This is a genomic window from Pelagibacterium halotolerans B2, from assembly GCF_000230555.1.
Lineage (GTDB): Bacteria > Pseudomonadota > Alphaproteobacteria > Rhizobiales > Devosiaceae > Pelagibacterium > Pelagibacterium halotolerans.
In genome coordinates, this window is record NC_016078.1 from 2,764,496 (window position 1) to 2,789,227 (window position 24,732).

28 protein-coding genes are annotated in these 24,732 nt (G+C 62.6%); 6 read left to right on the forward strand and 22 right to left on the reverse strand.

The genetic code is table 11. From position 1 onward, the window contains the following. Positions 1-73: 73 nt before the first annotated feature. Together KKY_RS13480 and KKY_RS13485 are read left to right on the forward strand one after the other, a co-directional pair. Entirely contained in the window at positions 74-376 is a 303-nt protein-coding gene (locus KKY_RS13480; RefSeq protein WP_014131917.1) for a type II toxin-antitoxin system TacA family antitoxin, read from the forward strand. A 3-nt stretch (positions 377-379) separates the two neighbouring features. Next, positions 380-889, forward strand: a complete 510-nt coding sequence (locus KKY_RS13485) for a GNAT family N-acetyltransferase (protein WP_041528774.1) — start codon at positions 380-382, stop codon at positions 887-889. A gap of 195 nt (positions 890-1,084) precedes the next feature. Here KKY_RS13485 and KKY_RS13490 read toward each other — a convergent pair whose 3' ends face one another. Then, positions 1,085-1,582: a DUF6428 family protein gene (locus tag KKY_RS13490; protein WP_014131919.1), complete on the reverse strand. Its 498-nt coding sequence runs from the start codon at positions 1,580-1,582 to the stop codon at positions 1,085-1,087. A 46-nt stretch (positions 1,583-1,628) separates the two neighbouring features. On the opposite strand from KKY_RS13490, the gene KKY_RS13495 reads away from it, so the two are divergent. The 4 genes from KKY_RS13495 to arsB are packed head-to-tail and all read left to right on the forward strand — an operon-like array spanning position 1,629 to position 4,427. Next, complete coding sequence (locus KKY_RS13495; RefSeq protein WP_014131920.1) at positions 1,629-1,991, forward strand: ArsR/SmtB family transcription factor; 363 nt, start codon at positions 1,629-1,631, stop codon at positions 1,989-1,991. After that, complete coding sequence (locus tag KKY_RS13500; RefSeq protein ID WP_014131921.1) at positions 1,984-2,526, forward strand: arsenate reductase ArsC; 543 nt, start codon at positions 1,984-1,986, stop codon at positions 2,524-2,526. Before KKY_RS13495 ends, KKY_RS13500 begins: the two co-directional genes overlap by 8 nt. A 7-nt stretch (positions 2,527-2,533) precedes the next feature. After that, complete coding sequence (arsN2, locus tag KKY_RS20085) at positions 2,534-3,361, forward strand: arsenic resistance N-acetyltransferase ArsN2 (RefSeq protein ID WP_014131922.1); 828 nt, start codon at positions 2,534-2,536, stop codon at positions 3,359-3,361. Positions 3,362-3,371: 10 nt separating this feature from the next. Next, on the forward strand, positions 3,372-4,427 hold the full coding sequence (gene arsB, locus KKY_RS13510) for an ACR3 family arsenite efflux transporter (RefSeq protein ID WP_014131923.1): 1,056 nt from the start codon (positions 3,372-3,374) through the stop codon (positions 4,425-4,427). Between the two features lie 159 nt (positions 4,428-4,586). On the opposite strand, the gene KKY_RS13515 is transcribed toward arsB, so the two are convergent. The 21 genes from KKY_RS13515 to KKY_RS13615 form a co-directional block, all read right to left on the reverse strand. Beyond that, positions 4,587-4,823, reverse strand: a complete 237-nt coding sequence (locus KKY_RS13515) for a DUF2274 domain-containing protein (protein ID WP_014131924.1) — start codon at positions 4,821-4,823, stop codon at positions 4,587-4,589. A 10-nt stretch (positions 4,824-4,833) separates the two neighbouring features. Then, positions 4,834-6,015, reverse strand: coding sequence for a TraB/TrbI/VirB10 family type IV secretion system protein (locus KKY_RS13520; protein WP_014131925.1), 1,182 nt, complete (start codon positions 6,013-6,015; stop codon positions 4,834-4,836). Then, positions 6,012-7,025: a P-type conjugative transfer protein TrbG gene (trbG, locus tag KKY_RS13525; RefSeq protein WP_014131926.1), complete on the reverse strand. Its 1,014-nt coding sequence runs from the start codon at positions 7,023-7,025 to the stop codon at positions 6,012-6,014. The genes KKY_RS13520 and trbG overlap by 4 nt, the downstream gene beginning before the upstream one ends. Beyond that, positions 7,022-7,711: a conjugal transfer protein TrbF gene (trbF, locus tag KKY_RS13530; protein ID WP_041529457.1), complete on the reverse strand. Its 690-nt coding sequence runs from the start codon at positions 7,709-7,711 to the stop codon at positions 7,022-7,024. The genes trbG and trbF overlap by 4 nt, the downstream gene beginning before the upstream one ends. Beyond that, positions 7,711-9,039 (reverse strand): P-type conjugative transfer protein TrbL, encoded by a 1,329-nt coding sequence (gene trbL, locus KKY_RS13535; RefSeq protein ID WP_014131928.1) that lies wholly within the window; start codon positions 9,037-9,039, stop codon positions 7,711-7,713. Before trbL ends, trbF begins: the two co-directional genes overlap by 1 nt. Then, positions 9,036-9,389: a putative entry exclusion protein TrbK-alt gene (gene trbK-alt, locus KKY_RS13540; RefSeq protein WP_014131929.1), complete on the reverse strand. Its 354-nt coding sequence runs from the start codon at positions 9,387-9,389 to the stop codon at positions 9,036-9,038. Before trbK-alt ends, trbL begins: the two co-directional genes overlap by 4 nt. A gap of 2 nt (positions 9,390-9,391) precedes the next feature. Then, entirely contained in the window at positions 9,392-10,309 is a 918-nt protein-coding gene (gene trbJ / locus KKY_RS13545; protein ID WP_014131930.1) for a P-type conjugative transfer protein TrbJ, read from the reverse strand. Next, positions 10,299-12,758, reverse strand: coding sequence for a conjugal transfer protein TrbE (gene trbE / locus KKY_RS13550; RefSeq protein ID WP_014131931.1), 2,460 nt, complete (start codon positions 12,756-12,758; stop codon positions 10,299-10,301). Before trbE ends, trbJ begins: the two co-directional genes overlap by 11 nt. Positions 12,759-12,770: 12 nt before the next feature. Next, positions 12,771-13,040 (reverse strand): VirB3 family type IV secretion system protein, encoded by a 270-nt coding sequence (locus KKY_RS13555; protein ID WP_041528775.1) that lies wholly within the window; start codon positions 13,038-13,040, stop codon positions 12,771-12,773. Then, positions 13,040-13,399, reverse strand: a complete 360-nt coding sequence (locus KKY_RS13560; protein WP_014131933.1) for a TrbC/VirB2 family type IV secretion system protein — start codon at positions 13,397-13,399, stop codon at positions 13,040-13,042. The genes KKY_RS13555 and KKY_RS13560 overlap by 1 nt, the downstream gene beginning before the upstream one ends. Beyond that, positions 13,396-14,397, reverse strand: coding sequence for a P-type conjugative transfer ATPase TrbB (gene trbB / locus KKY_RS13565; protein ID WP_014131934.1), 1,002 nt, complete (start codon positions 14,395-14,397; stop codon positions 13,396-13,398). The genes KKY_RS13560 and trbB overlap by 4 nt, the downstream gene beginning before the upstream one ends. Positions 14,398-14,626: 229 nt before the next feature. Next, on the reverse strand, positions 14,627-15,535 hold the full coding sequence (locus KKY_RS13570) for a LysR family transcriptional regulator (RefSeq protein ID WP_014131935.1): 909 nt from the start codon (positions 15,533-15,535) through the stop codon (positions 14,627-14,629). Positions 15,536-15,571: 36 nt separating this feature from the next. Continuing rightward, positions 15,572-16,021, reverse strand: coding sequence for a hypothetical protein (locus KKY_RS13575; protein ID WP_014131936.1), 450 nt, complete (start codon positions 16,019-16,021; stop codon positions 15,572-15,574). A 250-nt stretch (positions 16,022-16,271) separates the two neighbouring features. Further along, on the reverse strand, positions 16,272-18,032 hold the full coding sequence (locus KKY_RS13580; protein ID WP_244404085.1) for a conjugal transfer protein TraG: 1,761 nt from the start codon (positions 18,030-18,032) through the stop codon (positions 16,272-16,274). A 338-nt stretch (positions 18,033-18,370) separates the two neighbouring features. Continuing rightward, the gene (locus KKY_RS13585) at positions 18,371-19,201 is read right to left on the reverse strand and encodes a glycoside hydrolase family 25 protein (protein ID WP_050811713.1); all 831 of its coding nucleotides are present in this window, start codon (positions 19,199-19,201) and stop codon (positions 18,371-18,373) included. 172 nt (positions 19,202-19,373) lie between these two features. Beyond that, positions 19,374-19,745, reverse strand: coding sequence for a hypothetical protein (locus KKY_RS20360; protein WP_139305126.1), 372 nt, complete (start codon positions 19,743-19,745; stop codon positions 19,374-19,376). A 128-nt stretch (positions 19,746-19,873) separates the two neighbouring features. Beyond that, positions 19,874-20,533: a TlpA family protein disulfide reductase gene (locus KKY_RS13595; protein WP_041528777.1), complete on the reverse strand. Its 660-nt coding sequence runs from the start codon at positions 20,531-20,533 to the stop codon at positions 19,874-19,876. A gap of 30 nt (positions 20,534-20,563) precedes the next feature. Continuing rightward, positions 20,564-21,634 (reverse strand): flavin-containing monooxygenase, encoded by a 1,071-nt coding sequence (locus tag KKY_RS13600; protein ID WP_014131940.1) that lies wholly within the window; start codon positions 21,632-21,634, stop codon positions 20,564-20,566. After that, the gene (locus KKY_RS13605; protein ID WP_139305125.1) at positions 21,634-21,837 is read right to left on the reverse strand and encodes a hypothetical protein; all 204 of its coding nucleotides are present in this window, start codon (positions 21,835-21,837) and stop codon (positions 21,634-21,636) included. The genes KKY_RS13600 and KKY_RS13605 overlap by 1 nt, the downstream gene beginning before the upstream one ends. Beyond that, the gene (gene lspA, locus KKY_RS13610; protein ID WP_014131942.1) at positions 21,834-22,310 is read right to left on the reverse strand and encodes a signal peptidase II; all 477 of its coding nucleotides are present in this window, start codon (positions 22,308-22,310) and stop codon (positions 21,834-21,836) included. The genes KKY_RS13605 and lspA overlap by 4 nt, the downstream gene beginning before the upstream one ends. Continuing rightward, the gene (locus KKY_RS13615; RefSeq protein WP_041528779.1) at positions 22,310-24,601 is read right to left on the reverse strand and encodes a heavy metal translocating P-type ATPase; all 2,292 of its coding nucleotides are present in this window, start codon (positions 24,599-24,601) and stop codon (positions 22,310-22,312) included. Before KKY_RS13615 ends, lspA begins: the two co-directional genes overlap by 1 nt. Between the last annotated feature and the right edge of the window lie 131 nt (positions 24,602-24,732).

A 24,732-nucleotide genomic window follows, 5' to 3' on the forward strand; every position in this document is an offset into this window, starting at 1 on the left:
CCTCTAGAGGCACCTCCCCGTGTATTGCAATATGCGTTACAATCGCTTATCTTCGGCGAGAAGGAGTAGCGCCATGCCACCGATTGCCGAACGCAAGGATCATCCGCTTTCAATGCGCCTGCCAGAGACGGATATCGCCATCATTGACCGCGCCGCGACGCTGCGCGGGCGTTCGCGCACCGATTTCGTGCGTGAGGCGGCCGTGCGTGCGGCGGAGGATGTGCTTATGGAGGCGACGCCGATCCGCATGAGCCCCGAGGGCTTCGATGCCTTCCTGGATGCCCTTTCCGGTCCCGCGACGGCGGTTCCCGAGATGGTGGAGCTGCTGCGCCATCCGTCGCCTTGGGAGCAGGACGAAACGAAGACCGGGGAATGAGGTTTGCCGCTTTCCAGTCCCGAACCGCTCAATTCATCGCATGACGTCTCGGCATTTTCCTGTGGCAAGCCAGCACTGGATCGGTGGCTGAAGACACGGGCCTTGTCGAACCAGGAAAAGGGGTTCACGGCGGTTATCGTGGTGCATGAGGACAAGCGGGTCGTGGGCTATTACGGCCTGGCACCGACGGCCATTGTGCCGTCGCGGCTCCCTCGTTCAATTCGCACGGGCCAGCCTCCCGACCCTGTACCCTGTCTGCTGCTCGGCCAGCTCGCAACCGATGAACGTTGGAGTGGCCGGGGCATCGGCACCGGACTCGTCAAGCACGCGCTTCAACGCTGTGTCGCGGCGGCGTCGCTTATCGGCGGACGTGCGTTGATCGTCAACGCGGTCGATAGCGATGCGGCCGCCTTCTGGACGCGGCGAGGATTCGTCCCGTCAAAGGATGATCCGATGGTCCTCTTCCGCGCGATCTCGGACGTCGCTGCGTCGATTGCCGCCGCGCACTCGTGAACATGTCCAGCACCGTTGGCCGGGACAACGTTAGAGCCATCCTCGCGAGCTTACATTCGTGCCCGTGCGAACGCAGGATCCGTTGCCATGAAATGCTGGATCATCGGCGACGATCGCCGAGCGATCCCATGCACTTGTTCGTCCTCCTCACGGACGCACGCGCATTGATCGGAAAATAACGGCGATCGGTCGGGCCTACCCGCAACAGGCCGGCGCTCCCGCCTGCCGCGCGCGATGCCTGGGCTTGCAGATCGCCGGACGCGGGCTGAGCCGCACAATCGCGCGGTCGCGCTCGATCTCGATACCCGCCACATCATAGATCCCCATCGGATCGCCGGGTCGGCTCACTTCCCATGTCAGCCGCGCGTCCCTATCGAGTTGGACCCTGCTGCCGACCTTTCCCAAGATCGACTGGAACTTGGCGACTGTCATGGACGCGCTGCCCTGGTTGGCCGGAATATCCTCGACCTGCAAGACGGTTTCCCGCCACGCATTGGGGTTGCCGCCGCAATCGAGCGTGACGAAGGAGCCGGCCTTGATCTCGGTGACGTGATAGCCGGCCTGCACCTGCTGCCCGTCGCCATAAGCGAGGGCAAGCGGCTTGTCGCCGTGGGCTCCCAAAACGTCGAGTACCGCCCCGAGCGAGGCATCATCCTGAAAATCTGTCTTTAAGGGGCTGGCGTGAGCGTTCATATCTGTGTATCCATATCTCAACTACTCTTGAGATGTTGAGGCATCTATGAACGAAAAGCAAGCCCTCTCCGCTTTCGCGGCGCTCTCCCAGGAAACCCGGCTGCGCATCATACGCCTGCTGGTGACGGCTGGCCCGGATGGAATGCCGGCCGGCGCAATCGGGGAAGCGATGGACGGCGCATCATCATCGCGCATGTCCTTTCACCTGAGTCACCTCGAGCAATCCGGCCTCATCGAGTCTCGCCGGGACGGGCGCTCGATCATCTACAGCGCCTCCTATCGGGCGCTCTCCAGCCTGGTCGAATTTCTCATGCGCGACTGCTGCCAGGGGCACCCCGAAGTTTGCAACCCGGCTGTTGCCGCGCTCGCCGCCTGTTGTGTTCCCACCAAGGACGACGCCCATGCCTAACAACGCCACGCCCGAACGCATCTTCAACGTCCTGTTCCTCTGCACCGGCAACTCGGCCCGCTCTATCCTGGCCGAAAGCATACTGAACAAGGATGGCGCGGGCCGCTTCCATGCCTATTCGGCCGGAAGCCAACCAAAGGGCGCGGTGAACCCGCTCGCAATAAAGATGCTGGCAAGCTTCGATTATCCCACCGAGGGCCTGCGCTCGAGGGCATGGGACGAATTTGCCGGGCCTGGCGCCCCGGTCATGGATTTCGTGTTCACCGTCTGCGACAACGCGGCCGGCGAAGCCTGCCCGGTCTGGCCGGGCCAGCCCATGACGGCGCATTGGGGAATCGAGGACCCCGCCGCTGTCGAAGGCCCGGAGATTGCCCGGCAATCGGCCTTCGTGACCGCGTTTCGCTACCTGAGGAACCGCATCGCGATCTTTGCCGCGCTGCCCTTCGCCAGCCTGGACAAATCGGCGCTGCGCACCCGCCTTGTCGAAATCGGCCAGTCCGAAGGCGCAAGCTCGCCTCGCGGCAGCGCGGCATGAGGCGGCAATGAGCGTCGTCATCTACCACAATCCCGAGTGCGGAACCTCGCGCAACACGCTCGCCCTGATCCGGCATTACGGCCTTGCGCCGGAAGTGATCGAATATCTCAAGGCGCCGCCGACCCGTTCGGAACTGGCCGACCTCATCGCGCGCGCCGGGCTAAGCGTGCGCGCGGCCCTGCGCAAGAAGGGCACACCCTATGCCGAACTCGGTCTGAACGATCCGAGCCTGAACGATAGTGTCCTTCTCGATGCGATGATGGCGCACCCCATCCTCATCAACCGGCCTCTCGTCGTGACGCCCAAGGGCGTTGCGCTCTGCCGCCCCTCCGATATAGCCGCCGATCTGCTGCCGGATACCCCCGTTCCCAATCTGCTCAAGGAGGAAGGCACCCCGTTCCTCAAGGATAGTCCCGTCGCACCCGATGACGCGGACCTCTCCGGCGCACTGGCGGCCGAGGGCTTGCCGGTGGACGATCTGACCGAAGCGGGGAGAACCTTCTTTGCCTTCTCCGCGCTCGACGGCGCGACCGTGGGATATGGCGGCCTCGAACCCTTGGGCGAGCATGTGTTGCTGCGCTCGATGGCGGTCCTGCCGGCGTTTCGCGGCAAGGGCCTCGGGCGCAACATTGTCCCGCTGCTGCTCTATCGCGCCTATCGTCAGGGCGCGCACACCGCATGGCTGCTGACGGACACGGCCGCGCCCTTCTTCGAGAAGCTCGGGTTCGAGGTGGTGGACCGGCAAGCCGCGCCGGCCGCCGTGCTGGCAACGAAGCAAGCGGCAAGCCTGTGCCCGGCGAGCGCACCGCTGCTATCCCGCAGCATCGGTTTCTGAGGATTTCCCATTGTCCATCTTTGAACGCTATCTCACCCTTTGGGTGGCCCTTTGCATCGTCGTCGGCATCGCACTCGGGCATTGGTTCCCTGGCGCGTTCCAAGCTGTCGGCGCGCTCGAAATCGCCAGGGTCAACCTACCCGTCGCGGTGCTGATCTGGCTCATGGTCATTCCCATGCTGCTCAAGATCGACTTCGCCGCGCTCGGGGAAGTCGGTCGGCATTGGCGCGGCATCGGCGTGACCCTGTTCATCAATTGGGCGGTCAAGCCCTTTTCGATGGCGCTGCTCGGCTGGCTGTTCATCGGCTGGCTGTTCCGGCCCTACCTGCCGGCCGACCAGATTGACAGCTATATCGCCGGCCTCATCATCCTGGCCGCCGCGCCCTGCACCGCAATGGTATTCGTCTGGTCCAATCTCACCAAGGGCGAGCCGCATTTCACGCTGAGCCAGGTCGCGCTTAACGACGCGATCATGGTGGTGGCCTTCGCGCCCATCGTCGGCCTGCTGCTCGGCCTCTCGGCCATCATCGTGCCGTGGGGAACGCTGGTCCTCTCGGTCGTGCTCTATATCGTCATTCCGGTGATCGTGGCGCAGATCATCCGGCGACGGCTACTCGCCACTAGCGGCCCGGCGGCGCTAGCCGCGCTGCTGGCGAAGCTCGGGCCGGTATCGCTGGCCGCCCTGCTGCTGACCCTCGTGCTGCTGTTCGGATTCCAGGGCGACCAGATCGTTGCGCAACCGCTCATCATCGCTCTGCTGGCGGTGCCCATTCTGATCCAGGTCTATTTCAACTCGGGGCTGGCCTACGTGCTCAACCGGGTCGTGGGCGAACAGCATAACGTGGCCGGCCCCTCGGCCCTGATCGGTGCATCCAACTTCTTCGAGCTGGCGGTTGCCGCCGCCATAAGCCTGTTCGGATTCCATTCCGGGGCCGCGCTCGCAACCGTGGTCGGGGTGCTGATCGAAGTGCCGGTCATGCTTTCGGTCGTCTGGATCGTGAACCGCTCGAAAGGCTGGTATGAGCGCGGTGGCCGTCGGACGGCCCCCGTTGAGGCGAAGCGCTGAAGTAAGAGCAATGACGCTAGACGATGTCCACGCTCCGAACCAGCCCTCAGCTTTCGCAAAATTCTCTGAAGCCTGCGACGTTATTTTGTCTGATGTAGAATGTCTCGCCTGCCGCGGCGTGCATTCGGCGTTATCGCATCGTATTTGCACTTCCAAATTTCAATGCGCGGCGGTGGAGGATACAATGCGCCGTGCTTTTCCGAAGGCTCTATCCGTCGCCATGAACCTCTGGATCATCGGCCCGATGAGTTTGGCGGGGTCGGGGACGGCCTGTCCAGTCTCCCTGCCCAATACCTCGGCATAGGCGACCAGATCGCGATGCAAGGCGGCTGGCAGCTCTACGGTGAGCTTGACGGGCTTCTCGTCAACGATAGGGCCGAGCTTGAGCTTGCTCATGGCGATCTCCTTATCCTCGGTACGGCTCGAGCACCAAATCGCGGTTGACCAGAATCCGAACCGGGAAGCCCGGCCGGATCGTCAAGGTTGGCTGAATGTTGATCTGACGCTGCACGATCTGCTGGCCGACGTCCTGTGCCGTGCCCTGGGCGCTCTCTCGGATGGCGGCGGCGATCTCGCTTTCCTCGCTCGACGATCCGAGATTGGTGCCGATTCCGAGCAAGGTCGAAAGCGCGGCTGCCTGGAAGATGCGGCCCCAGTGATAGTCCACCTCATCCTCCAATCCCGCGAAGCCCATCGTGTCGGTGCCCGGCTGGCTGTCGAGCAGGATCGAGCGGCCATTGGGCAGGATTAGCCTGTCCCACACCAAGAGCACACGGGATTGCCCGAAGGCGATCTGACTGTCGTAGCGACCGATCAGGCGCGCGCCTTGCGGGATGAGCAGGAAGCTGCCGGTCGGCGTGTCATAGACCGGGCTCGTCACCTGGGCCGTGATCTGGCCGGGCAGATCGGATCGAATCCCGGTGATGAGCGCCGCCGGAATGATCGCACCGGCCTGCACCAGATAGGGCGAAGCCGGCAGCATGAGTTGCTGGTCGCTGACGGCGCGCGTATCAACCTCGCCGGTGAGGAAGTCGAGCTTGCGATCCTGCATGTTCTGCGCGGCGCCGGCGTCTAGCGGCAGCGGGGACGCGGCGCCGACCGGCGCGATCAGCTCGGGCATGGTGAGCTGCGGAAGCGATGGCAGACTCCCCGCGCCCACCGCTGTATTGGAGCCGACAAACAACTGGCTCAGTCTTGCGGATTCGATCTCGGCAAGGCGTGCCTGCTCCTCGCGATCAATTTCTGGAGGCTGGAAGGATGGCATCACGACGGGCTGGCCGCGATCCTGAGTTTCAAGGATAGCGCGGCCGAGATCGCCGGGCAGCGGCGGGCCGAGCTGGGGAGTGCCCGCGTAGTCGGACGGCAGCGTGTTCAGACCCTCGGCGGTCGGCCGGTTGTCGATACTGAAGAGTTCCTGCTCGGGATCAGCGCTCCGGCGATTGGTATCGAGCGCCCAGATGAGCGCGCCGAGCACCGCTATCCCCGACACACCGGCAAGGCCGATGATGACACGGCGAGAGAGTCGCGTCACCTTCGGCTTTTCCAGCTGTAACCGCAGCTCGGCGCGAATGTCCGGCGCCTCGCTCATGGCCGACGTCCATCGGTGCGAACGATACGGATGATGCGTTGGCTGTTGCCGTCGCCGAGACGAAGTTCGGCGGCGGCGAACAGCCGGTCGACGATCATGTAGTTTTCGCGCACGCGGTAGTTGACCAGATCGGTGCCACCGGCCGGGCCGATGGTGAACAGCGGCGGCAAGTCTCCTTGCGCGATGCCGGACGGAAACTCAATATACACCCTTTGGCTGTCGTCGAAGGCGCGCAACGGTCGCCACGGTGCGCTGTCGCCCTCGATGGCGTAGCGGAAGTTGAGGCTGGCGATATCGACGCCCTCGGCGATCGGCGTCTGGGCCTGTGCCTGGGTATTCTGCTGGCGCAGGGCGATGAGTTGATCTTGGGGATATTGCCACGACACCTGCGCCATGTAGGCGGTTTCAGTCGAATTGAGCTCGACCAGATAAGTGCGGCGGTCGGTGTTGATGATCAGATTGGTGCGAAGATCGGGCCTTGTGGGTTTCACGAGAATATGGATTTGCCTTGCCTCCCCAGCTCCGCTCTCGGTGTCCCCGACTATCCAGCGCACGGTATCGCCAAGGGCAACGGGACCAGCGCCGACCAGGGATTCGCCTGGCTGCAAGGCGATATCTGTAACTTGGCCGGGAGCAGCGTACACCTGATAGAGCGCGCCAGCCGAGTATGGATAGACCTGCACGGCGTTGATGTATCCGTCCTGGGTCGGCTCCATTCGCGCGTCCTCATTGGCGTCGAGCACGCGATCAGCCGGATCGCGATCATCAGGCTCGCGTTCCCCATCGAGTGGGCGAAGCTGACCAGGCAATGGGAGAGGTGTCGGGAGCTCGACCACCTGCACGGGCGCTGGCGGATCGACAGTGAGCACTGCCGGGGCCATATCATCATAGTCGATCTCGGGCGGGATGTAGGTGCGGTTTGTGGCGCAGCCCGTCAGTGCCAGGGTAAGGGCAAAAACAGCCGGCAGAGGAACGGATTTTTTGAGGCGAGAGGCGTTTGCGATAGTCATTGTCCGAGTTCCCTCGACCAGTTGATGGCGTTGACGTAAAGGCCCAGCGGGTTGGCGCGCAGGGCGTCGGCGGTGCGGGGCTGGCGAATGACGGTAGTGAGGATGGCGGTCCAGCGTTCGGTGCGAGCAAGCTGACCATTCTCGTAAAGGCGCTCGGTCCAGGCGATGCGGAATGAACTCTCCGAGGCACGTATGACGCTCGACACCTCCACTGCGACCTGCTCGCGGCCGACACGCTCGAAGGGATTGCTCGAGCGGGCGAAGTCATTGAGCGCCATGGCGCCACGATCGGTGGTATAGTTGTACGCGTCGAGCCAGTTTTCCCGTACGACCACGGCGTCGGCCGAGATCGAGCGGACCTGCTCGATGAATCGCGCCAAATACCAAGCGATCTGCGCGTCGGTGGGATTATAGTCGGCGATGGCGGGCGCGACGGTGCGGGCCTCGCCGTGTTGGTCAATCTCGACCACCCAGGGCACAACGGTGCCGCGCGTTGATTGCCAGACCAGCGCAGCGGCAAAGCCGAGGGTGAGCAACAGGCATCCAAATGCCATCAGTCTCCAATTCTTTGCCTGCACGCGGAAGGTGCCTAGCCGCTCGTCCCAGACCTGGCCGGCCTTTTGATATGGTGTCTCAGGTTCGGGCGTTTCGCCGTAGTGGGATTGGGGACGTCGGAAGAGCGATATCATCGGCGGTCGTCCTGCTGGAGGGAAACGGAAGAGCCGCCACCGCCCTGATCGCCGGACCGGATAACATGGGCCGCAGTAGTGGCGCCGTGGCTCATGGTCTGGGACCTGCGCATACGAGCGGCCCATTCGGGTTGTGAGGACGACTGGCCACCGCCGGAGTCGACGAAACCGGCACCGTCGGGAACAGTCTGTCCGGCGGCTCGGCGCACCGCGGCAGCGCCGGTGTCAGCGCTCGTGCGCAGGGCGCCAAGAGCCCGTCGCTCCATCGCTCGTAGACCTTGGCCAGCGAGCGCGCTGCCCGCGCCGATCATGCCGCCTGCACCAGCGGGAATTGCTGCGCTACCGGTTTTGCCGGTAGTTTCAGCGCCTATGGAATAGGCAGTGGATGCTGCGCCCCCGACCGTCGCGGCTCCGCGCGCAGCACCCGGAACGGCGCCGGCAAGCGCGCGGCCGCCCATGAAGCCGGCGGCGCCGATGCCGGCCACGGCGAGGCCTGTGCCGACGGCCGATCCCGCACCGAGCTGCGGGGCGCCCGAGACAAGGCCAGTAGCGATGCCGGGGCCGAAAATGGAAAGGCCCATCAGGGCGAGTGCGGCGAGGACCAGCGCCATAGCATCGGTGATGGTGGGCTGGTCGCCACCGAACCCTTGCGTGAACTCGCCGAAAAGGCCCGAGCCGATGCCGACGATGACCGCCAAGACGAGGATTTTGACGCCCGAGGCAACGATGTTGCCTAAGACTTTTTCGGCGAGGAAGGCTGTTTTGTTGAACAGCGCGAAAGGGATGAGAATGAACCCAGCCAGGGTCGTCAATTTGAACTCGATCAGGGTGACAAATACCTGCACGCTGAGAACGAAGAAGGCGATGAGCACGATGATCCAGGCCATGAGCAACACGACGATCTGCACGAGATTGAAAAAGACGGCGGGAAAGCCGAGGAGTTGGCTGGCGGAATCGAGTAGCGGTTGCGCGGCGTCCAGTCCGGTCTGGGCGATGGCACCGGGGCGCAGGAGCTGATCGGCGGTGATCTGCGAACCGCCTGCCAGAAGTCCGAGCCCGGAAAAGCTCTGGAAGACGATCTGGGCGAGGTTGTTGAAATTGCCAATGATGAAGGCGAAGAAGCCGATATAGAGCGTCTTGCGCGCCAGACGCTGGATGACGTCCTCATCGGCGCCCCAAGCCCAGAACAATCCCGCGAGCGTGATGTCGATCACGATCAGGGTTGCGGTGAGGAACGCGATTTCACCCCCCAACAAACCGAATCCGCTGTCGATATAGGTGGTGAAGGTGTCGAGGAAGCGGTCGATGACGCCGGTGTTATTCATTGGGCCTCCATCCCTGCGGCTTGTGCATCGACCGCTTCCTCTTCGGTCCCGCCGGCAGGGGGCAGAGCGGGCGGAACCGATGGTGGTGTCTGGAGTGTCCCGAAGAAGCGGCGGTGCTCCTCGGACCAGGCCGCAAGGCAGCTTTCGTCCTCGGCCGCCGCGGTACCGAGGTCGCGGCAGCGGATCAGCTCGGGATCACCGGCAGTAGGCAATGATCGGGCCGGCTCGCCGTTGATGCCCTGCTCGGCCGCGCGCTCGTGCAGGATGAGAGTCCCCACGGCGATGCCTGTAACGAAACCGGCGATGAGAACCAGCCGTGCGAACGTGCTGTCTTCGGGATGCAGGCGCATGGTCAGTTTCCGAACATCCGCACGGTCTGGGGCTGATAGGGTGTGCCGGACATGAAGCGCGAGAATTGCTCCTGAGCTTGCTCGTACTCGGCGGCATGTCGTGCCTGCTCGATCGCATCGGCCCTTCCCTGCGCGGCGAGAAGCGCGGTCAGATCGGCGAGTTGCTGGGACTGAACAGCGATGAGCTGGTTGCCGGCCTGGACGGCCTGCAAGGCGCCGACCGCCGATTGGCTGGCGTCGACCAGACGCCCCGTTTGGGCCTGGCTCTCTTCGATATTGCCGACGGCCCCCGCCCCAACCTGCAAGGCATGTTCGAAGGCTTGGACCGAATCCTGCCAACGAGAACGGGCGAGGTCTACGAGCTGCGCATCCGTCTGACCGTCGGCGAAGCCGGAATAGGATTGCTGGAATGCCTGTTCGATGGACTGCACATCGTAGGCGAGCCGCTCGGCCTGACGCAGCAACATTTGCATGCGGGTGTGGTTGGCCTGGATGTCGGAGAGCAGCGAGGTCGGCAATGCGGTCAGGTTCCGCGCTTGGTTGATCAACATCTGCGCTTCGTTCTGAAGGCTCAGGATCTGATTGTTGATTTGTTCGAGGGCACGGGCGGCGGACAGGACGTTCTCGCCGTAATTGGTCGGATCGAAAACGATGTTCGGGCCGAAGATGAAGGCGTGGGCCGGTGCAGGTGCGAGGATAGCGATGCTCCCGGCGGTCGCGGCAACAAGGGCGGCGATCGCCCCGGCACGAAGCAGGACTGACCGGATGCCGTCGATACGGCGGCGGCGCTTATGAGCGGCGATGTCGAGCGTCAGGGCCGCGTCGAGCGCGGGAATGTCGAGAGTGTCGCGCCCTTCCGTCTCGGGCAGCAGCATGCGCGTCCCGCGCGCGGTCGTGACGATGCGGGCGTCATCGGTCATCTTTGTCCTCCTTCGGATCTGGGACACGGTTAGTGAGATCGGGGATCAGCTCGGCAGCCCAGGTGAGCCCGCGCGCTTCGAGCCAAGCGGCAAGGAAGCCGTCGCGACCGTGCTTGGCATAGATGCTGGCGATCAGCGGTTGATCGCTGCGGTCGGAGGCTGCGCAAAGCGCAAGACCGATCGGGCCAAGACCCAGCTCGAACAGCCGGTTTCCGCGCCTCGTTTGCATGTAATAGTCGCGCTTCGGCGCAGATCGGGACACGATCTCGATCTGACGATCATTGAGTCCAAAGCTGCGATAGATCCCTGCGATCTTGGGCTCCAGCGCGCGATCGTTGGGCAGTAGGATGCGCGTGGGACAGCTCTCGACGATCTTAATGGCGTGGGCGCTGCCCTCAATCTGGCTGAGCGACTGGGTGGAGAAGACGACGCTCGCGTTGAGCTTGCGCATGGTGATCAGCCACTGGATGAGCTGGGCGGAAAAGCCCTCGTCATCCAGCGCCAACCAGCCTTCGTCGATGATGATGAGGGTCGGCCGGCCATCGAGGCGACGGGTGATGCGGTGGAACAGGTAAGCCAGCGCGGCGGGCGCGGCTCCTGTCTCGAACAGCCCTTCCGTCTCGAATGCCACAACAGGGGTGTCGCCGAAATGTTCGGCCTCGGCATCGAGCAGGCGCCCCCAGGGTCCACCGACGCAATACGGCTTGAGCGCCAGTTTGAGATCATTCGATTGGAGTAGGACCGCCAGCCCGGTGATGGTACGCTCCTCGACCGGCGCGGTCGCCAGTGATTCCAAGGCAGTCCAGACAAGCTCCTTGACTTGGGGGGTGACGCTTACGCCCTCGCGGCGAAAGATGGCGGCGATCCATTCGGCAGCCCAGGCGCGCTCGGCGTCCTCGTCGATCCGGGCAAGCGGTTGCAGCGCGACCAGATCGTCGGGGTCCTCCGAGAGCGTGCCGCCAAGGTCAAACCACTCGCCGCCCATCGCGAGACAGGCCGCCCGGATCGAGCCGCCGAAATCGAAACCGAATACCTGGCTGCCTTCGTAGCGGCGGAATTGCGCGGCCATCAGCGCCAGAAGCACGCTCTTGCCCGCCCCGGTAGGGCCGACCACAAGGGTATGTCCGACGTCGCCGACATGGAGCGCGAAGCGGAAGGGCGTGGCGCCGTCGATCTTGCCGAAGAACAAGGGCGGCGCGTTGAAGTGGCTGTCCGCGTCCGGCCCCGCCCAGACCGCCGAGAAAGGGATCATGTGCGACAAATTCAACGTCGAGATCGGTGGCTGGCGCACATTGGCGTAGCATTGACCGGGGATCGAGCCGAGCCAGGCTTCGATGCCGTTGAGGGTTTCAGGGATGGCGGTGAAGTCGTGACCCTGCACGAGCTTCTCGACCAGCATCAACTTTTCAGCGGCGATGGTGGGATCGGCATCCCAGACGGTGATGGTCGCGGTAACCAGCGCCTCGCCGATGGCGTCCGACCCCAATTCCTGGAGCGCCAAATCGGCATCCATCGCCTTGTTGGCGGCATCGCTGTCGAGCAGCGCGGCGGGCTCGTTGGTGACGATCTCCTTGATGATCGCGCCGATTGACTTGCGCTTGGCGAACCAGTGGCGGCGGATCTTGGTCAGCAGCCGTGTGGCGTCGGTCTTGTCCAGGAGAATGGCACGGGTCGACCAGCGATAGAGGAAGGCTAGGCGATTGAGGTCGTCCAATATTCCGGGAAAGGTCGCGGCGGGAAATCCCATGATGGTGAGAGTGCGAATGAAATGATCGCCTAGGCGCGGCTCGAGGCCGCCCACAAGCGGCTGATCGGCCAGAAGCGCGTCGAGATGCATAGGGACATCCGGCACCCGCACCTTCTGGCGATTGGTCGATATCGTCGAGTGCAGATAGGTCAGCGTCTCGCCGTCATCGAGCCAGGCCAGCTCGCGCATGAAATTGTCGAGCAGGCCGATCACGCGGTCGGTTCGGTCGATGAAGCCGTGCAGGAGGTCGTGAGCATCAATGCCGGACTTGGACTTGCCCTCATAGAGCCAGCTTTCGGCTCGGGAGGCTTCCTCGGCGGGTGGCAGCCAGACGAAGGTGAGGAAATAGCTGCTCTCGAACAACACGCCCGCTTCCTCGAATTGGGCCTTGCGCTCGGCGTCGAGCAGCGCCGAGGCCGGATCGGGGAACAGGCTCTCGGGATAGTCGCCGGCGGGATGGCGTTGCGCCTCGAAGAACAGCGCCCAGCCCGAGCCGAGGCGCCTCAGCGCATTGTTGAGCCGTCCGGTCGTACCGACCAGCTCGGCGGGGGTGGCGCTGTCAAGATCAGGACCCCGGAAACGGGCAGTGCGCTGGAGCGATCCGTCCTTGTTCAAGACCACGCCCGGGGCGATCAAGGCAGCCCAAGGCAGATAGTCCGAAAGCAGGCGCCCCTTGCGGCGGTATTCGGCGAGATTGAGCATCGCGATCTCTCCTCACACACGAAGATAGCCGGGGTAGCGCAGGTGCCTGCGCGCGACGTCGACGAATTGGGCGTCGCGGCGCGTCGTCCAGAGCGCCACCGAATGACCGAGGACGAAGAGCACCAGACCAGCGACCCAGAGCTGAAGTCCCAGCCCGATCGCTGCGGCCAACGTCCCGTTGGTGATCGCAATCGCACGCGGCACGCCGCCCATGAGGATCTGTTCGGTGACGGCGCGATGCACGGGCACGAAGTAGCCGGCAATGGGCACGGTGGACTCCATCAGATCACCGCCACGCCGCCCGACACCACAATGCCGCCGCCGAAGGAGAAGAAGGAGAGAAAGAATGAGCTGGCCGCGAAAGCGATGCTCAGACCGAAGACGATCTGGATGAACCGGCGGATGCCGCCCGAAGTGTCGCCGAAAGCAAGGCCGATGCCGGTAAGGATGATGATGACCACGGCAAATATTTTTGCCACGGGACCCTCAATGCTCTCCAAAATGGTTTGAAGTGGTCCCTCCCAGGGCATGGAGGACCCCGCGGCAAAGGCTGGGGCCAGCGTCAGCGCCGTGAGGGCGAAGGCGAGCGAGAACCGGGAAAGAAACGCGCGCAAAGGACGCGCCGGACGGGCGTGGTTCATGGCAGAAGTCCTTTCTGCGGGGAGCGGGAGGATTTGGAATCGACAGCGGGGACGATGAGGTAGTCGTTGCTGGCCGCATCGAGCCCGGCGACGAAGCCGAGTTCGACCAGCTTTCGCGCGGGGCCGTGTCCGGCCAGGACGGCAACGACGTCGACGGTTTCGGCGATCAGCGCGCGCGGCACCGTCACCACGGCCTCGGCGATCAATTGCTCGAGGCGGCGAAGCGCGCCCTGCACCGATCCGGCATGCAGCGTACCGATGCCGCCGGGATGGCCCGTGGACCATGCCTTGAGCAGGTCCAGGGCCTCGGGTCCGCGCACCTCACCGATCGGAATCCGGTCGGGGCGTAGGCGGAGGGCGGAGCGTACCAAGTCGGTGAGCGAGGCCACGCCGTCCTTGGTGCGCAGCGCGATCAAATTGGGAGCGGGACATTGGAGTTCCCGCGTGTCCTCGATCAGCACCACGCGGTCCTCGCTTTTGGCGACTTCGGCAAGGAGCGCGTTGACCAAAGTGGTTTTTCCGGTGGACGTTCCGCCGGCGACGATGACGTTTCGGCGCTCCCGGACAGCCCTGCGCAGGAAGGCGGCCTGTTCCTCGGACATGATGCCGGTGGCCGCATAGTGGTCGAGCGTAAACACGGCGATGGCGGGCTTGCGGATCGCAAAGCTGGGCGCCGTGACGACGGGGGGCAGCAAGCCTTCGAAGCGCTCGCCGGTCGGCAGCTCGGCCGAAACGCGCGGCGCGCCCAGATGGACTTCGGCACCGACATGGTGCGCGACCAGCCGGATAATGCGTTCGCCGTCCTCGGACGGCATCGTCGCACCGCTATCGGCAAGGCCCTCGCGGAGCCGGTCCACCCATATGCGGCCATCGGGGTTGAGCAGAACTTCGATGACGGCTGGATCGGACAGCAGTCCGCCGATGACTGGTCCGAGGGCGGTGCGCAGCATGCGTGCGCTGCGCGAAGAAGCGGAGATGGCGGAAACTGGATTGCCCATAATCGGCCCCCTTCAGTCCGTCCGCGACCCATGCGGACGGCAACGGGTCAATCAAGAAAACCGGAAAATGGAGGCGTGCAATAGCGGACTATGAGCGGTCATAGGGGAGCGAAAAAATACTTGCGTGGGCGTAGATCGATACCTGCGGCCACCCTCGCGATAGACAGTTTGAGGTCGCCTTTTCGCAATGTTCAACAGGTGGCGATTCGGCGCTGGTCGGGATAGGCCCCTATCCGTCCAACTCGTGCCGGCTGCCATTGCGCAGGATTTCGAGAAAGACATTGAGAGCCGGATTGTCGTTGTCCTCGCGCCAGCAGGCGGAATAACCGACGCGCGAGACCATTGTCCCCTCCCGTACCTCGCGGAACGCAACGCCGATTCCGGGAACAATCGCGGACTCGCATTGCAGGCTGACCCCGGCGCCTATACCGACGAAGTTCAACACATCCTCGCGATTGACCTCCATGATGTCGATTTCGGGACGCCTGCCAGGCGACGCCAACTTGGCGGTCAGCATGTCGGCGAGATCGGGACCTGGATCGTGGCGGCTGAACAGGAACTTCTCACCGAGGAGATCGGTCCAGTAGAGGTGGTCTCTCTCGGTGAGCGGATGGTGCTCCGGCAATGCCGCCACTACACGGTCGGACCAGAGCGGCAGGAGCCGAAGATCATCATAGCCGCCCGCTTCGGTCGCCAAAACCGCGAGATCGAGGGCGCCATTGCGCACCACGCGCTCCAGATCGTCGAGACCTGCGACGACCGGCAGGAGGCGGACGTCTGGGTAGTACCGGATCATGGACCTGAACGCGGCACGCAGGGCGCCGTTCGCCAGGGATTTGTAGTACCCGACCGACAGGGTACCGTAGTGTCCCTCAGCGCCCGACTTCACTCGTTCCTCCATCCTTTCGAACTCGCACAGGATGCGGTCGGCCGATTGTATGTAGTCCCAGCCGAGCGTCGAGGGGCGGGCGCCGGCCTGACGGCGCTCGAACAGCTTGACGCCATAGTGACTCTCGATGGCGGCTATTTGGTCGGAGATAACGGGCTGGCTTACCCCCGCAGCTTCGGCTGCGCTGCGAAAACTCCCGGTCCGGGCAACGAGGCTCATATAGTAAAGATGGCGGAGAGTTATGATCATAGGCAGAGCCGTCGACCAAGGAGGGAATAGATCTCGCTACGACCGCTCATGGTGTTCGCCTCCTGAAGGTGTACGTATGTCATCGGCGATTTCTTGCTGGACTGTTTGCCCGCTCGCGAGCCTCCGACCGAGTGCTTCCAGGAACTGATCGTAGCGGCTGGCAGCCTGAGCGCGGGCGGGCGGCTGAGCAGCATCGGGCGACGGCGGGGTAGCAGCGAGCCAAGAGCGCATGAACAGAGCGAAGGCTTCATTCGAGATGGAAACGTCACGCTCCAGGCGACCGATGCGGCGGTCGAGACGATCGAGCCGCTTTGCAAAAGCCGCTTCGCGCCGCTGCTCGGCGTCCGGAGAAAGGAAAGAGGCGACGGCTGCCTCGGCAACTAGAGAAAGGGAGTGCTTGCGGCGCGATGATAGGTCAGCGAGCGCGGCCATCAGATCGGGATCGAGATAGACGGTGAGCTTCTGCTTTTTCTCTGGACGTGACATGCTCAGAATCCCATTCCGTCATCGGGGTTCATATCGACTTGGCGCGCGGCCTGCCGCATGGTCTGGGTTAGGGCTCGGTTGCGGGCAGCGGTAGCATCTCGCTCTATCGTGGCTGCGTCCGGTTCGAACTCGTTGTGCGGGCGCTGTGGTACTGGAACGACTTCCTCGGGCGAGCGCGGCCCGGGGTCTTGACGGATGGTGGCTGCTGGATCGATTTCCTCTGTTTCGGCCTGCGTCTGGTCGACGATGCTTATACCGTGCTTATACCGTCCGTCGCAGGAGCCAGGGATTGAGCCAACCAATCATGCGGTTTCTCTGCTCTGGTATCGAGCACCGAATTGGGCGCCGGCAGCACGCGGGCCATCAAACGCTCGTCGGCGTAGTACTTTGCCTTGCGCGCGCGTATCGGGGGTGTGCCGGCCAACATGACGATTTCTTCGTCGGGAGGGAGTTGCATGATCTCCCCCGGCGTAAGCAGAGGCCGCGCGGTTTCCGAGCGGGATACCATCAGATGGCCCAACCAGGGTGCCAGGCGATGTCCGGCATAGTTTTTCATTGCCCGCATCTCTGTGGCCGTGCCTAGCGCGTCGGAAACCCTCTTGGCAGTGCGCTCATCGTTGGTCGCGAAGCTAACCCTAACGTGGCAATTGTCGAGAATGGCGTTGTTTGCACCATAGGCCTTTTCTATTTGATTGAGGCTCTGAGCGATCAGGAACGCCTTGATCGAATACCCCGCCATAAAGGCGAGCGCGCTTTCAAAAAAATCGAGCCGCCCCAGCGCCGGAAATTCATCTAACAGCAAGAGCAGCCGTTGACGTTCCGCTACCCCAGACAGGTCCTCGGTCAATCGCCGACCAATCTGGTTGAGAATGAGTCGGATTAGAGGCTTGGTGCGAGCGATATCCGAGGGAGGCACAACCAGATAGAGCGTGGCTGGCTGTTCGCCAGAAGCCAGATCGGCTATGCGCCAGTCGCAGGTCGAAGTGACCTTTGCGACAATGGGATCGCGATAGAGCCCGAGAAAGCTCATGGCCGTGCTCAAGACCCCTGAGCGCTCGTTGTCGGATTTGTTGAGCAACTCTCGCGCAGCACTAGCGACGACCGGGTGCACTTTGCCCTTGCTAAGATGGGGTGTCGTCATCATGGCGGCTAAAGTGGATTCGATGGGCCGCCGTGGATCGGACAGAAAGGACGCCACCCCCGCCAATGTCTTGTCACGTTCCGCGTAGAGCACATGCAGGATGGCACCAACCAGCAACGAATGGCTTGTCTTTTCCCAGTGGTTTCTTTTCTCCATGCTGCCTTCGGGATCGACCAGAATATCCGCTATGTTCTGGACGTCGCGGACTTCCCATTCCCCGCGCCGCACTTCCAGCAATGGATTGTATGCGGCCGAGATGGGATTGGTTGGATCGAACATCAGAACACGTCCGAACCCAGCGCGGAAACCCGCGGTCAGCGTCCAATTTTCCCCTTTGATATCGTGCACGATGGCAGAGCCGGGCCAGGTCAACAGGGTGGGGATCACAAGCCCCACCCCTTTTCCGCTCCGCGTCGGCGCAAAGCAGAGAATATGCTCCGGCCCGTCGTGCCGGAGGTAGTCGTGTCGGTACTGGCCCAGCACGACACCATCGGGGTTGAGTAGGCGCGCAGCCTTAACATCTTCGGGTTTTGCCCAGCGCGCGGAGCCGAAGGTTTCGGCATTCTCGGCCTCTCTGGCGCGCCAGACCGACATTAACACGGCTATACAGATTGCGACGATGCCGCCTGCTGCGGCGATCAACCCACCCTCGAAGAAGATGCCGGGCGCATAGGCATCGAAGAGATACCACCACCAGAGCAAGGCGGGCGGCATGTAGACCGGCAAACCCCAGATATCGAACCACGGCTCACCCAGTTGTGCCTGGAAACCCAGACGGAACGCCACCCATTGGGTACCGGCCCAAAGAAATATGAGCACAATGCCAAAAACGGCAATGAGCTGCCCCCAAAGGATCTTGGTGCCTGACACGGCTCGCTCCACATTCGATTGCAAGTCTGAACAGGACAACTGAGCCAGAGAGTATTTCAAGCCGAACTTGCGAGAGAGCGCAGGAGCAGAAAGCCGATCGCAAAAATACTTGCTGAATAGGGTTAGACCAAAATTGCGGGAAAACGCACATTTCTGCCAATCATTCGCCAAATGGCATTCGACGACATGACTGCTCCCACGCTCGACAAACGTGATGCCAAGCTGCAACCCGGGGCAATGCACGTCTCGCAAATTCATCGAAAGCGCGCTGTCGATATGAAGCTTCTGCGGCATGTGAGGCTCCAACACCCCGGCGATTGCAGGCGCCCAAAGCCTAATCATCTGCTTGCTGCGCATCGCTCTTGGGCCGCAAGTCTTTGAAACAAGCGCGGATCGCACCCGGTCAAAAAGAACTGGATCCACTCCGCTTCGCTGCCATACCAAGCGTTGCGGTCGACATCTCCTCGGACGCCTGGGACGGTTCCTGTCTGGGTGTACTGCCAGAACGTGAAAGGGCGGTCGCGGTAGCGTTCACGCGGTTCGGCTGCGACGGAACGAAGCCACATCGGGTTGTCGAGCTGCACGCCTTCAAGGATATCGCGATGAAAATTGATATCGGTGTAGATTATCGGTACCTTACCGGTGTGTGCCTCCATACCGGCCAACATGATGCGCACTTTTTCCAGAACCTCGTCGCGTGAAAGCGTCGGCCGACATTGAGAACCGTTGTTCCATTCAAGGTCGAGGACAGGGGGTAAGGCGTCGGGATCTGGCGGCACGTTCGCAGCAAACCACGCGACCTGCTCGTCCGCAGGCCTGCACCAGTACATAAAGTGATAGGCGGCGCGAGGTATTCCCGCCTCGCGCGAGAGCCGCCAATTTTGTTGAAACAGCGGATCCAGGTAATCTCCGCCGTCCGTTGCCTTAATGAATGCGAAGCGAGTGCCCGCTCGCGCTACGGCTTGCCAGTCGATTTCACCTTGGTGTCGAGACACGTCTATCCCATGAATGGGCAGCGTATGCGCGCGCGCGACACCGGGATGAGGCCTGCTATCCCCTTTCATAGGATAGTAATTTGTCGCACAGCCCGAGACGAACGCCACCAGCGCGATAATCGAAACCAGAGCAATGCCCTGAGACAGCCGCTCTACCCAGGCGTCGCGCCACATTCTTCCATAGCTATGAGCAATGCTTTCATGGAGTCGCGCGAACGATACGCGCACAGAGGGCATGTCCAGCCACATAGTGATTTCCGCTTTTACTGAGACCAGGGCCGGAACACGGCCACACTTCAGGAAGAAGCAGAGTGACGGCGCGACCGCCCAGAACCCGCTTCTTCGCTTAGGCGGAAATTCGTGGTGGACGTTTCAGCTCATACTGGGCTTTGCCGAGGCCGACCGCATTCGCAGGATGTTGGCCGCGTTGACCGGTAAGGAGAAATGCCAGTTGCTGAGAGGCTGTTAAGCCGTAGCCGTGCGAATGATCTTCAGAACTCGAATGGTGATGCCGCTCGTGCCAGCCGGCGGGATGATCATGGCTGGATTGTTCTTGGCGCCCGTCATGCGAGACGGAAGCGGTCTCCATCAAGATTTCCTTGGCGAGCGGAAACTGGCTGCTGTGGGAGAGCGCTTGTCCTCCCTGAGCGATGAAAAGGCTCAGCGCTACGGCAGCAACTGCAATGAAAGCAACGAGTACGCGCGCGGAACCAAACATGGTAACCAGGATAGCTTGGAAATCTTAACGGTTTTAAACAAACGGAAATCCGGAGGTCACCCGATTGCCGAGGGAGTGAGGAGTGCCGAACGTCGAATGAGATTGACCGAGAAGTTCGCTACCGCGGTTCATATCTCCAGCAGCGTCTCGATGACCCTGCGGCCATCGGGACTATCCCATTTGGCCGGGCCTTGCAGAACGGCCAGTTCGCAGCCTTCTTCATCAACCAGGACAGTGGCCGGGAGACCCAGGGTCACCCCGTCATTGCGCAAGCGTTCAAAGAGCCTGTAGCTGGGGTCGGCAAAGAGCTTCAGGTAATCCGCACCAATTTCATCGAGAAAAAGCCTAGCGGCAGCCGGACCGTCGCTTCCCATGTCGAGGCTGATAGCGACGACCTCGAAATCGTCGCCGCCATAGGACGCTTCGAGGGCGTCGAGATATGGCATTTCCTCCCGGCAGGGCGCGCACCATGTCGCCCAGAAATTGATCAACAGCTTCTTTCCGGCAAAGTCCTCCAGAGTGATAGGGTTACCGTCGGCATCCTGAAAGGCGATGTCGGAATAGTCACGCCATTGGGTGGAGGCCATGAGCGCGGCCAGTTCACCCCGGGCCACTTCATCGATCGACTGGGCCGCTTCTGCCCTTACGGGGCAACTGGAGGCCGAAGTGCCATTGCTGATCCAGACTGCTGCGGCTATGCCCGCCACCGCCGCGACAAGTCCTGTCCCAAGGACCAAGGGGCGAGATGAACTACGCGCTTTGTTTTCTTCCGTTTTGTCCTGTTCCATCGCATCTTCACTTGCAGGTTATCAGCGTCCTCACAATCTGATGGCCGCCGCAACGATGAGCCGGGCATCCTCGCCAACACCGAGCACCAGACCGGAGCCCCGATTGCGCTGCCACGGCCTTCCGACATAAAACAGGCCAGCCACGGGACTATGGCCCTTATCGTGTTTCACGTTCCCTGAGGTATCCTTCGCCTCTTCGATCGCCAGCCAGCCGAATTCATCCCGATAGCCCATGCACCAAATTACGGCTCCCACGTCAGCCGAGGAGCCGTCCGCAAAGAGGGCGCGATTTCCGTGCACGCCGATCACCCGGGCCTTTCGGACCACGCCCCTGTCGAGCAAGTCCCGGTCGCTGCGGCTGCGGTTGGGAAAAGGATCGGCTTCCCGCATCTTACGCCCCAACAGCGATTCAGCAGGTGCTCTCAGCAACCCGGTTGCTGCCAGCCAAGTCCAGATGCTCACCCCGAAGATCCGTTCAGGCAACAACCGACGGCGGCGACCACCAGAGAGCAGGACGGTGTGAAGGAGACTCAGTTCAGCCGCAATGTCGCGGCCAGAGGCGCCGTCACCGATGACAAGAACCGGGCCTTGCGCAATGCTCCCAAGATTTCGATACGTTTCAGGCGTGAGTTGAACGACGCTGCGCTCCAATCCGCTCGATAGGGCCGGCACCACCGGGACCTGGAACCCGCCTGTCGCAACAACAACCGCGCGAGCCGAAATGAGCTCTGGTCCGGGCCCGGTGGCAAGGAACCGGCCACCATCAAACCGCTCCAGTCTTGTTATGGGAAAACCGTATCGGATCGGCAGGTGATAGGCTTTGGCATAAGCATCCAGATACGCCGCGAACTCATCGCGTGTTGGATAACCGCCAGCCTCCCCTTTAAGTGACAATCCTGGCAGCTCGTCAAGCCGACGCGGGGTGAACAGGGTGAGCGACTTGTACCGGCGCAGCCAGCTCGCGCCCGCGCGTCCCTCGCGCTCGGCGATGACGAACTTTACCCCGTTCCGCGTCAGGTGATATCCAGCAGCCAACCCAGCCTGACCCGCGCCGATCACCAATACGTCGGTATCGAGGACACTGGCGCGCTGATCAAGCATCACGCGACCCTAGCGGAAGCAAGGATCAGGCAGCCCTTGGGGGCTCTTGCTTCTCGCAAAGCGGACACCACGACAAGATCGCCGTGCCAATCCGCTACAAAACGGCCGGCAGCGTCGTTGATGCAGACGACGCCAAACGTGAGCGGCACCATATGATCAATGCCTGCCAAAGCGATACTCACGAGATTGACTTGTGACATCATTTTGCAGTTTTCGGCCGCGTTGATCCGAGAGAGCGGAGCAATGGCCCTCCAAACAATATCAAGACGCCTGCCGTGATCCAGATATCGGCCAGATTGTTGACGAAAAATGGAGAGGCGCGTGGCCCCCACGCAAGGAAATCCGTTACAGCGCCATGGACGCCCCGATCCGCCAAGTTGGAAACCGCACCGGCGATGATGCAGCCCAAGGCAAGCGCGTCGAGCGAAGACGATGTGCGGAAAAACCAGACCGTCAAAGCCAGGACAAGCACGGTCGTCACGATCAGCACCAAGACCGGCGAACCGGAAAAAAAGCCGAACGACACACCCGAATTGAACGCAAGCTTCAGTGAGAGGCCGGGCACCAGGAAGATTGCCGGATCCGAAGCGTCCAACGCGCCCAGCGCCCAGATTTTCGCTGCGAGATCCAGTCCGACAAGGCCAGGCACGAGGTATAATGCGACGGGGAACTTCATTAGGCCTCGCGTCCGATTCCCCGCCATACGAGCAGGCGCATGGCGTTTGCGGTGACAAGGACCGTGGCGCCGGTGTCAGCCAAGATCGCTGGCCAAAGGCCGGTGATGCCGAGCACCGTCGTCACCAGGAACACCGCCTTGAGTCCCAACGCGATCGTGATGTTCTGGAAAATGTTGCTCATGGTCGCGCGCGACAGCCCGATCATGTTGGCCACGTCCGTCACCCGGCCGTGCAGGATAGCGGCATCGGCCGTCTCTAGCGCCACATCGGTACCCCCGCCCATGGCGATGCCGATATCGGCTGCGGCCAGCGCGGGCGCATCGTTGATGCCGTCTCCCACCTTGGCGACGACGCGACCAGTGCCGCGCAGCTTGCCCACGATCCGCTGCTTGTCCTGAGGTAGCAGCTCGGCTCGCGCCTCCATGCCGAGCGAGGCGGCGATGGCGCTTGCAGTTCGCGTGTTGTCGCCGGTCAGCATGAGAGCGTCTGCCCCAAGCTCCTTGAGCCGTCCTATACCCGCCCGAGCATCTTCGCGCGGCTCGTCGCGCATGGCGATCAGCCCGGCGATCTCTCCACCGGCGAGAAGAACCGAGACGGTCTTGCCCGCGTCGTTGAGCGCCGCGATCTTGCCGTCGAGCTCGGCGCCCAACTCGGTGCGCTCCCGCGCCGCCCGCGGCGATCCCAGGAACAACTCGACGCCATCGAGCGAGCCAACCACACCCTTGCCGCCGACCGCGCCGGCATTGTCGGCGGACCGGATGGGAACGACCTCCGCATCGGCCCGCGCGAGGATGGCCACGGCCAACGGATGGCTCGATCCCGCCTCGAGCGCGGCGGCGAGCCGCAACACTTCCCGCTCGTCCCGGCCGATCCCGACGATGTCGGTCACCTGCGGCTTGCCCTCGGTCAGGGTGCCGGTCTTGTCGAAGGCAACGAGGTCGATCTTTCTCAGGCTTTCGAGGACGGCGCCGCCCTTCATCAGCAGGCCGCGCCGCGCCCCGGCCGAAAGTCCGGCGGCGATCGCAGCGGGCGTCGAGATGACGAGAGCGCACGGACACCCGATGAGAAGGACCGCCAGTCCACGATAGACCCAAGTGCCCCAATCCTCGCCCGCGACCAGCGGCGGCAGGACGGCGACGAGGAGCGCGAAGACCATCACGCCTGGGGTATAGTATTTGGAGAACCGGTCGATGAAGCGCTCGGTGGGCGCCTTGGATTCCTGGGCTTCCTCGACCAACGCGATCACCCGCGCAATGGTGTTGTCGGCGCTGGTCGCGGTGACGCGAATGCGCAGCACGCCCTCGCCGTTGACCGTACCGGCGAAGACCCCATCGCCGGCCTCCTTGCGCTTGGGCACGGATTCTCCGGTGACCGGAGCCTCGTTGACGGCGCTGTCCCCGGAGATCACCTCCCCGTCGGCGGAAATGCGATCGCCGGGCCGCACCAGAATGACCGCTCCAACGGACAAGCTGTCGGAAGGCACGGTACGGGTCTCGCCATCCACTTCGAGCAGTGCGGTTTTGGGCATGAGATCGGCCAGCGCCGTGATACTGGCCCGGGCGCGGCTGGCAGCGATGCCCTCGAGCAGTTCCCCGACCAGGAACAGAAGCACGACGACGGCGGCTTCCTCGGTGGCTCCGATAATGACCGCGCCGATGGCCGCGACCGTCATCAAGGTCTCTATGGAGAACGGGCTGCCATTGATCGCACCCATATAGGCGCGGCGTGCGATGGGTATGAGCCCTACGAACATCGCGATGATGAAGCCCCAGGGCTGGGTCTGCGGAAGCATCTGACCGGCCAGGAATGCGGCACCAAGAGCGAGGCCGCATATGATGGTCAATTGAGCCTTGGAGGTTTTCCACCAGGGACCGTCCAACGGGCCATGGTCATGGCCATGCGCGCCGGTTGAAGCCTTCGCGTTTTTCTGCACTGCGCTGGTTCGATCTTCTTGACCATGACCGTGGTCGTCGTGGTCGTGACTATGGTCATGATGGTGGCCGTCGTGGCTGCAATGCTCATGGCCGTCCGCCGGAACACCGGGTTCTCGGCTTTCAGGGCCTGACTCGGCCAGCCTGCTCGCCTTGTAGCCAAGGCTTTCTACCTTGGAACGAATCGCGTCGAGGTCGACGCTACCATTGTCTGTCGTCGTCATGGTTCCGGCCATGACGGAGACCTTCACATCCTCGATGCCGGGCAAGCGGCGAACCGCCGTATCGATCTTGGCTGCGCAACTGGCGCAATCCATTCCAGCGACGCGATAGCGGGTTTGGCGATGTTCGCGAGTCATTTCGGTAGGCTCCTGGTCATCATCTGACGACCAGCTTGCATCCTCTAGCCACTATAGGAGCAAGCGAATTTTTCACCCTCTTTGCTGGCGCTTCGAATCGGCTGGGCGTCAGCCCGTGCAAGACTCCGGAT

Coding starts and splice junctions, on each gene's coding strand:
- KKY_RS13595 (WP_041528777.1), bottom strand. CDS start 20,533: ATGGAACAGGACAAAACGGAAGAAAACAAAGCGCGTAGTTCATCTCGC.
- trbL (WP_014131928.1), bottom strand. CDS start 9,039: ATGAATAACACCGGCGTCATCGACCGCTTCCTCGACACCTTCACCACC.
- trbK-alt (WP_014131929.1), bottom strand. CDS start 9,389: ATGCGCCTGCATCCCGAAGACAGCACGTTCGCACGGCTGGTTCTCATC.
- KKY_RS20360 (WP_139305126.1), bottom strand. CDS start 19,745: ATGTTTGGTTCCGCGCGCGTACTCGTTGCTTTCATTGCAGTTGCTGCC.
- KKY_RS13495 (WP_014131920.1), top strand. CDS start 1,629: ATGAACGAAAAGCAAGCCCTCTCCGCTTTCGCGGCGCTCTCCCAGGAA.
- KKY_RS13480 (WP_014131917.1), top strand. CDS start 74: ATGCCACCGATTGCCGAACGCAAGGATCATCCGCTTTCAATGCGCCTG.
- KKY_RS13615 (WP_041528779.1), bottom strand. CDS start 24,601: ATGACTCGCGAACATCGCCAAACCCGCTATCGCGTCGCTGGAATGGAT.
- lspA (WP_014131942.1), bottom strand. CDS start 22,310: ATGAAGTTCCCCGTCGCATTATACCTCGTGCCTGGCCTTGTCGGACTG.
- trbB (WP_014131934.1), bottom strand. CDS start 14,397: ATGGGCAATCCAGTTTCCGCCATCTCCGCTTCTTCGCGCAGCGCACGC.
- KKY_RS13570 (WP_014131935.1), bottom strand. CDS start 15,535: ATGATCATAACTCTCCGCCATCTTTACTATATGAGCCTCGTTGCCCGG.
- KKY_RS13500 (WP_014131921.1), top strand. CDS start 1,984: ATGCCTAACAACGCCACGCCCGAACGCATCTTCAACGTCCTGTTCCTC.
- trbG (WP_014131926.1), bottom strand. CDS start 7,025: ATGACTATCGCAAACGCCTCTCGCCTCAAAAAATCCGTTCCTCTGCCG.
- KKY_RS13555 (WP_041528775.1), bottom strand. CDS start 13,040: ATGGAGTCCACCGTGCCCATTGCCGGCTACTTCGTGCCCGTGCATCGC.
- KKY_RS13560 (WP_014131933.1), bottom strand. CDS start 13,399: ATGAACCACGCCCGTCCGGCGCGTCCTTTGCGCGCGTTTCTTTCCCGG.
- KKY_RS13515 (WP_014131924.1), bottom strand. CDS start 4,823: ATGAGCAAGCTCAAGCTCGGCCCTATCGTTGACGAGAAGCCCGTCAAG.
- KKY_RS13575 (WP_014131936.1), bottom strand. CDS start 16,021: ATGTCACGTCCAGAGAAAAAGCAGAAGCTCACCGTCTATCTCGATCCC.
- arsN2 (WP_014131922.1), top strand. CDS start 2,534: ATGAGCGTCGTCATCTACCACAATCCCGAGTGCGGAACCTCGCGCAAC.
- KKY_RS13490 (WP_014131919.1), bottom strand. CDS start 1,582: ATGAACGCTCACGCCAGCCCCTTAAAGACAGATTTTCAGGATGATGCC.
- trbE (WP_014131931.1), bottom strand. CDS start 12,758: ATGCTCAATCTCGCCGAATACCGCCGCAAGGGGCGCCTGCTTTCGGAC.
- KKY_RS13520 (WP_014131925.1), bottom strand. CDS start 6,015: ATGAGCGAGGCGCCGGACATTCGCGCCGAGCTGCGGTTACAGCTGGAA.
- KKY_RS13585 (WP_050811713.1), bottom strand. CDS start 19,201: ATGTGGCGCGACGCCTGGGTAGAGCGGCTGTCTCAGGGCATTGCTCTG.
- KKY_RS13600 (WP_014131940.1), bottom strand. CDS start 21,634: ATGCTTGATCAGCGCGCCAGTGTCCTCGATACCGACGTATTGGTGATC.
- KKY_RS13605 (WP_139305125.1), bottom strand. CDS start 21,837: ATGATGTCACAAGTCAATCTCGTGAGTATCGCTTTGGCAGGCATTGAT.
- trbJ (WP_014131930.1), bottom strand. CDS start 10,309: ATGACCGATGACGCCCGCATCGTCACGACCGCGCGCGGGACGCGCATG.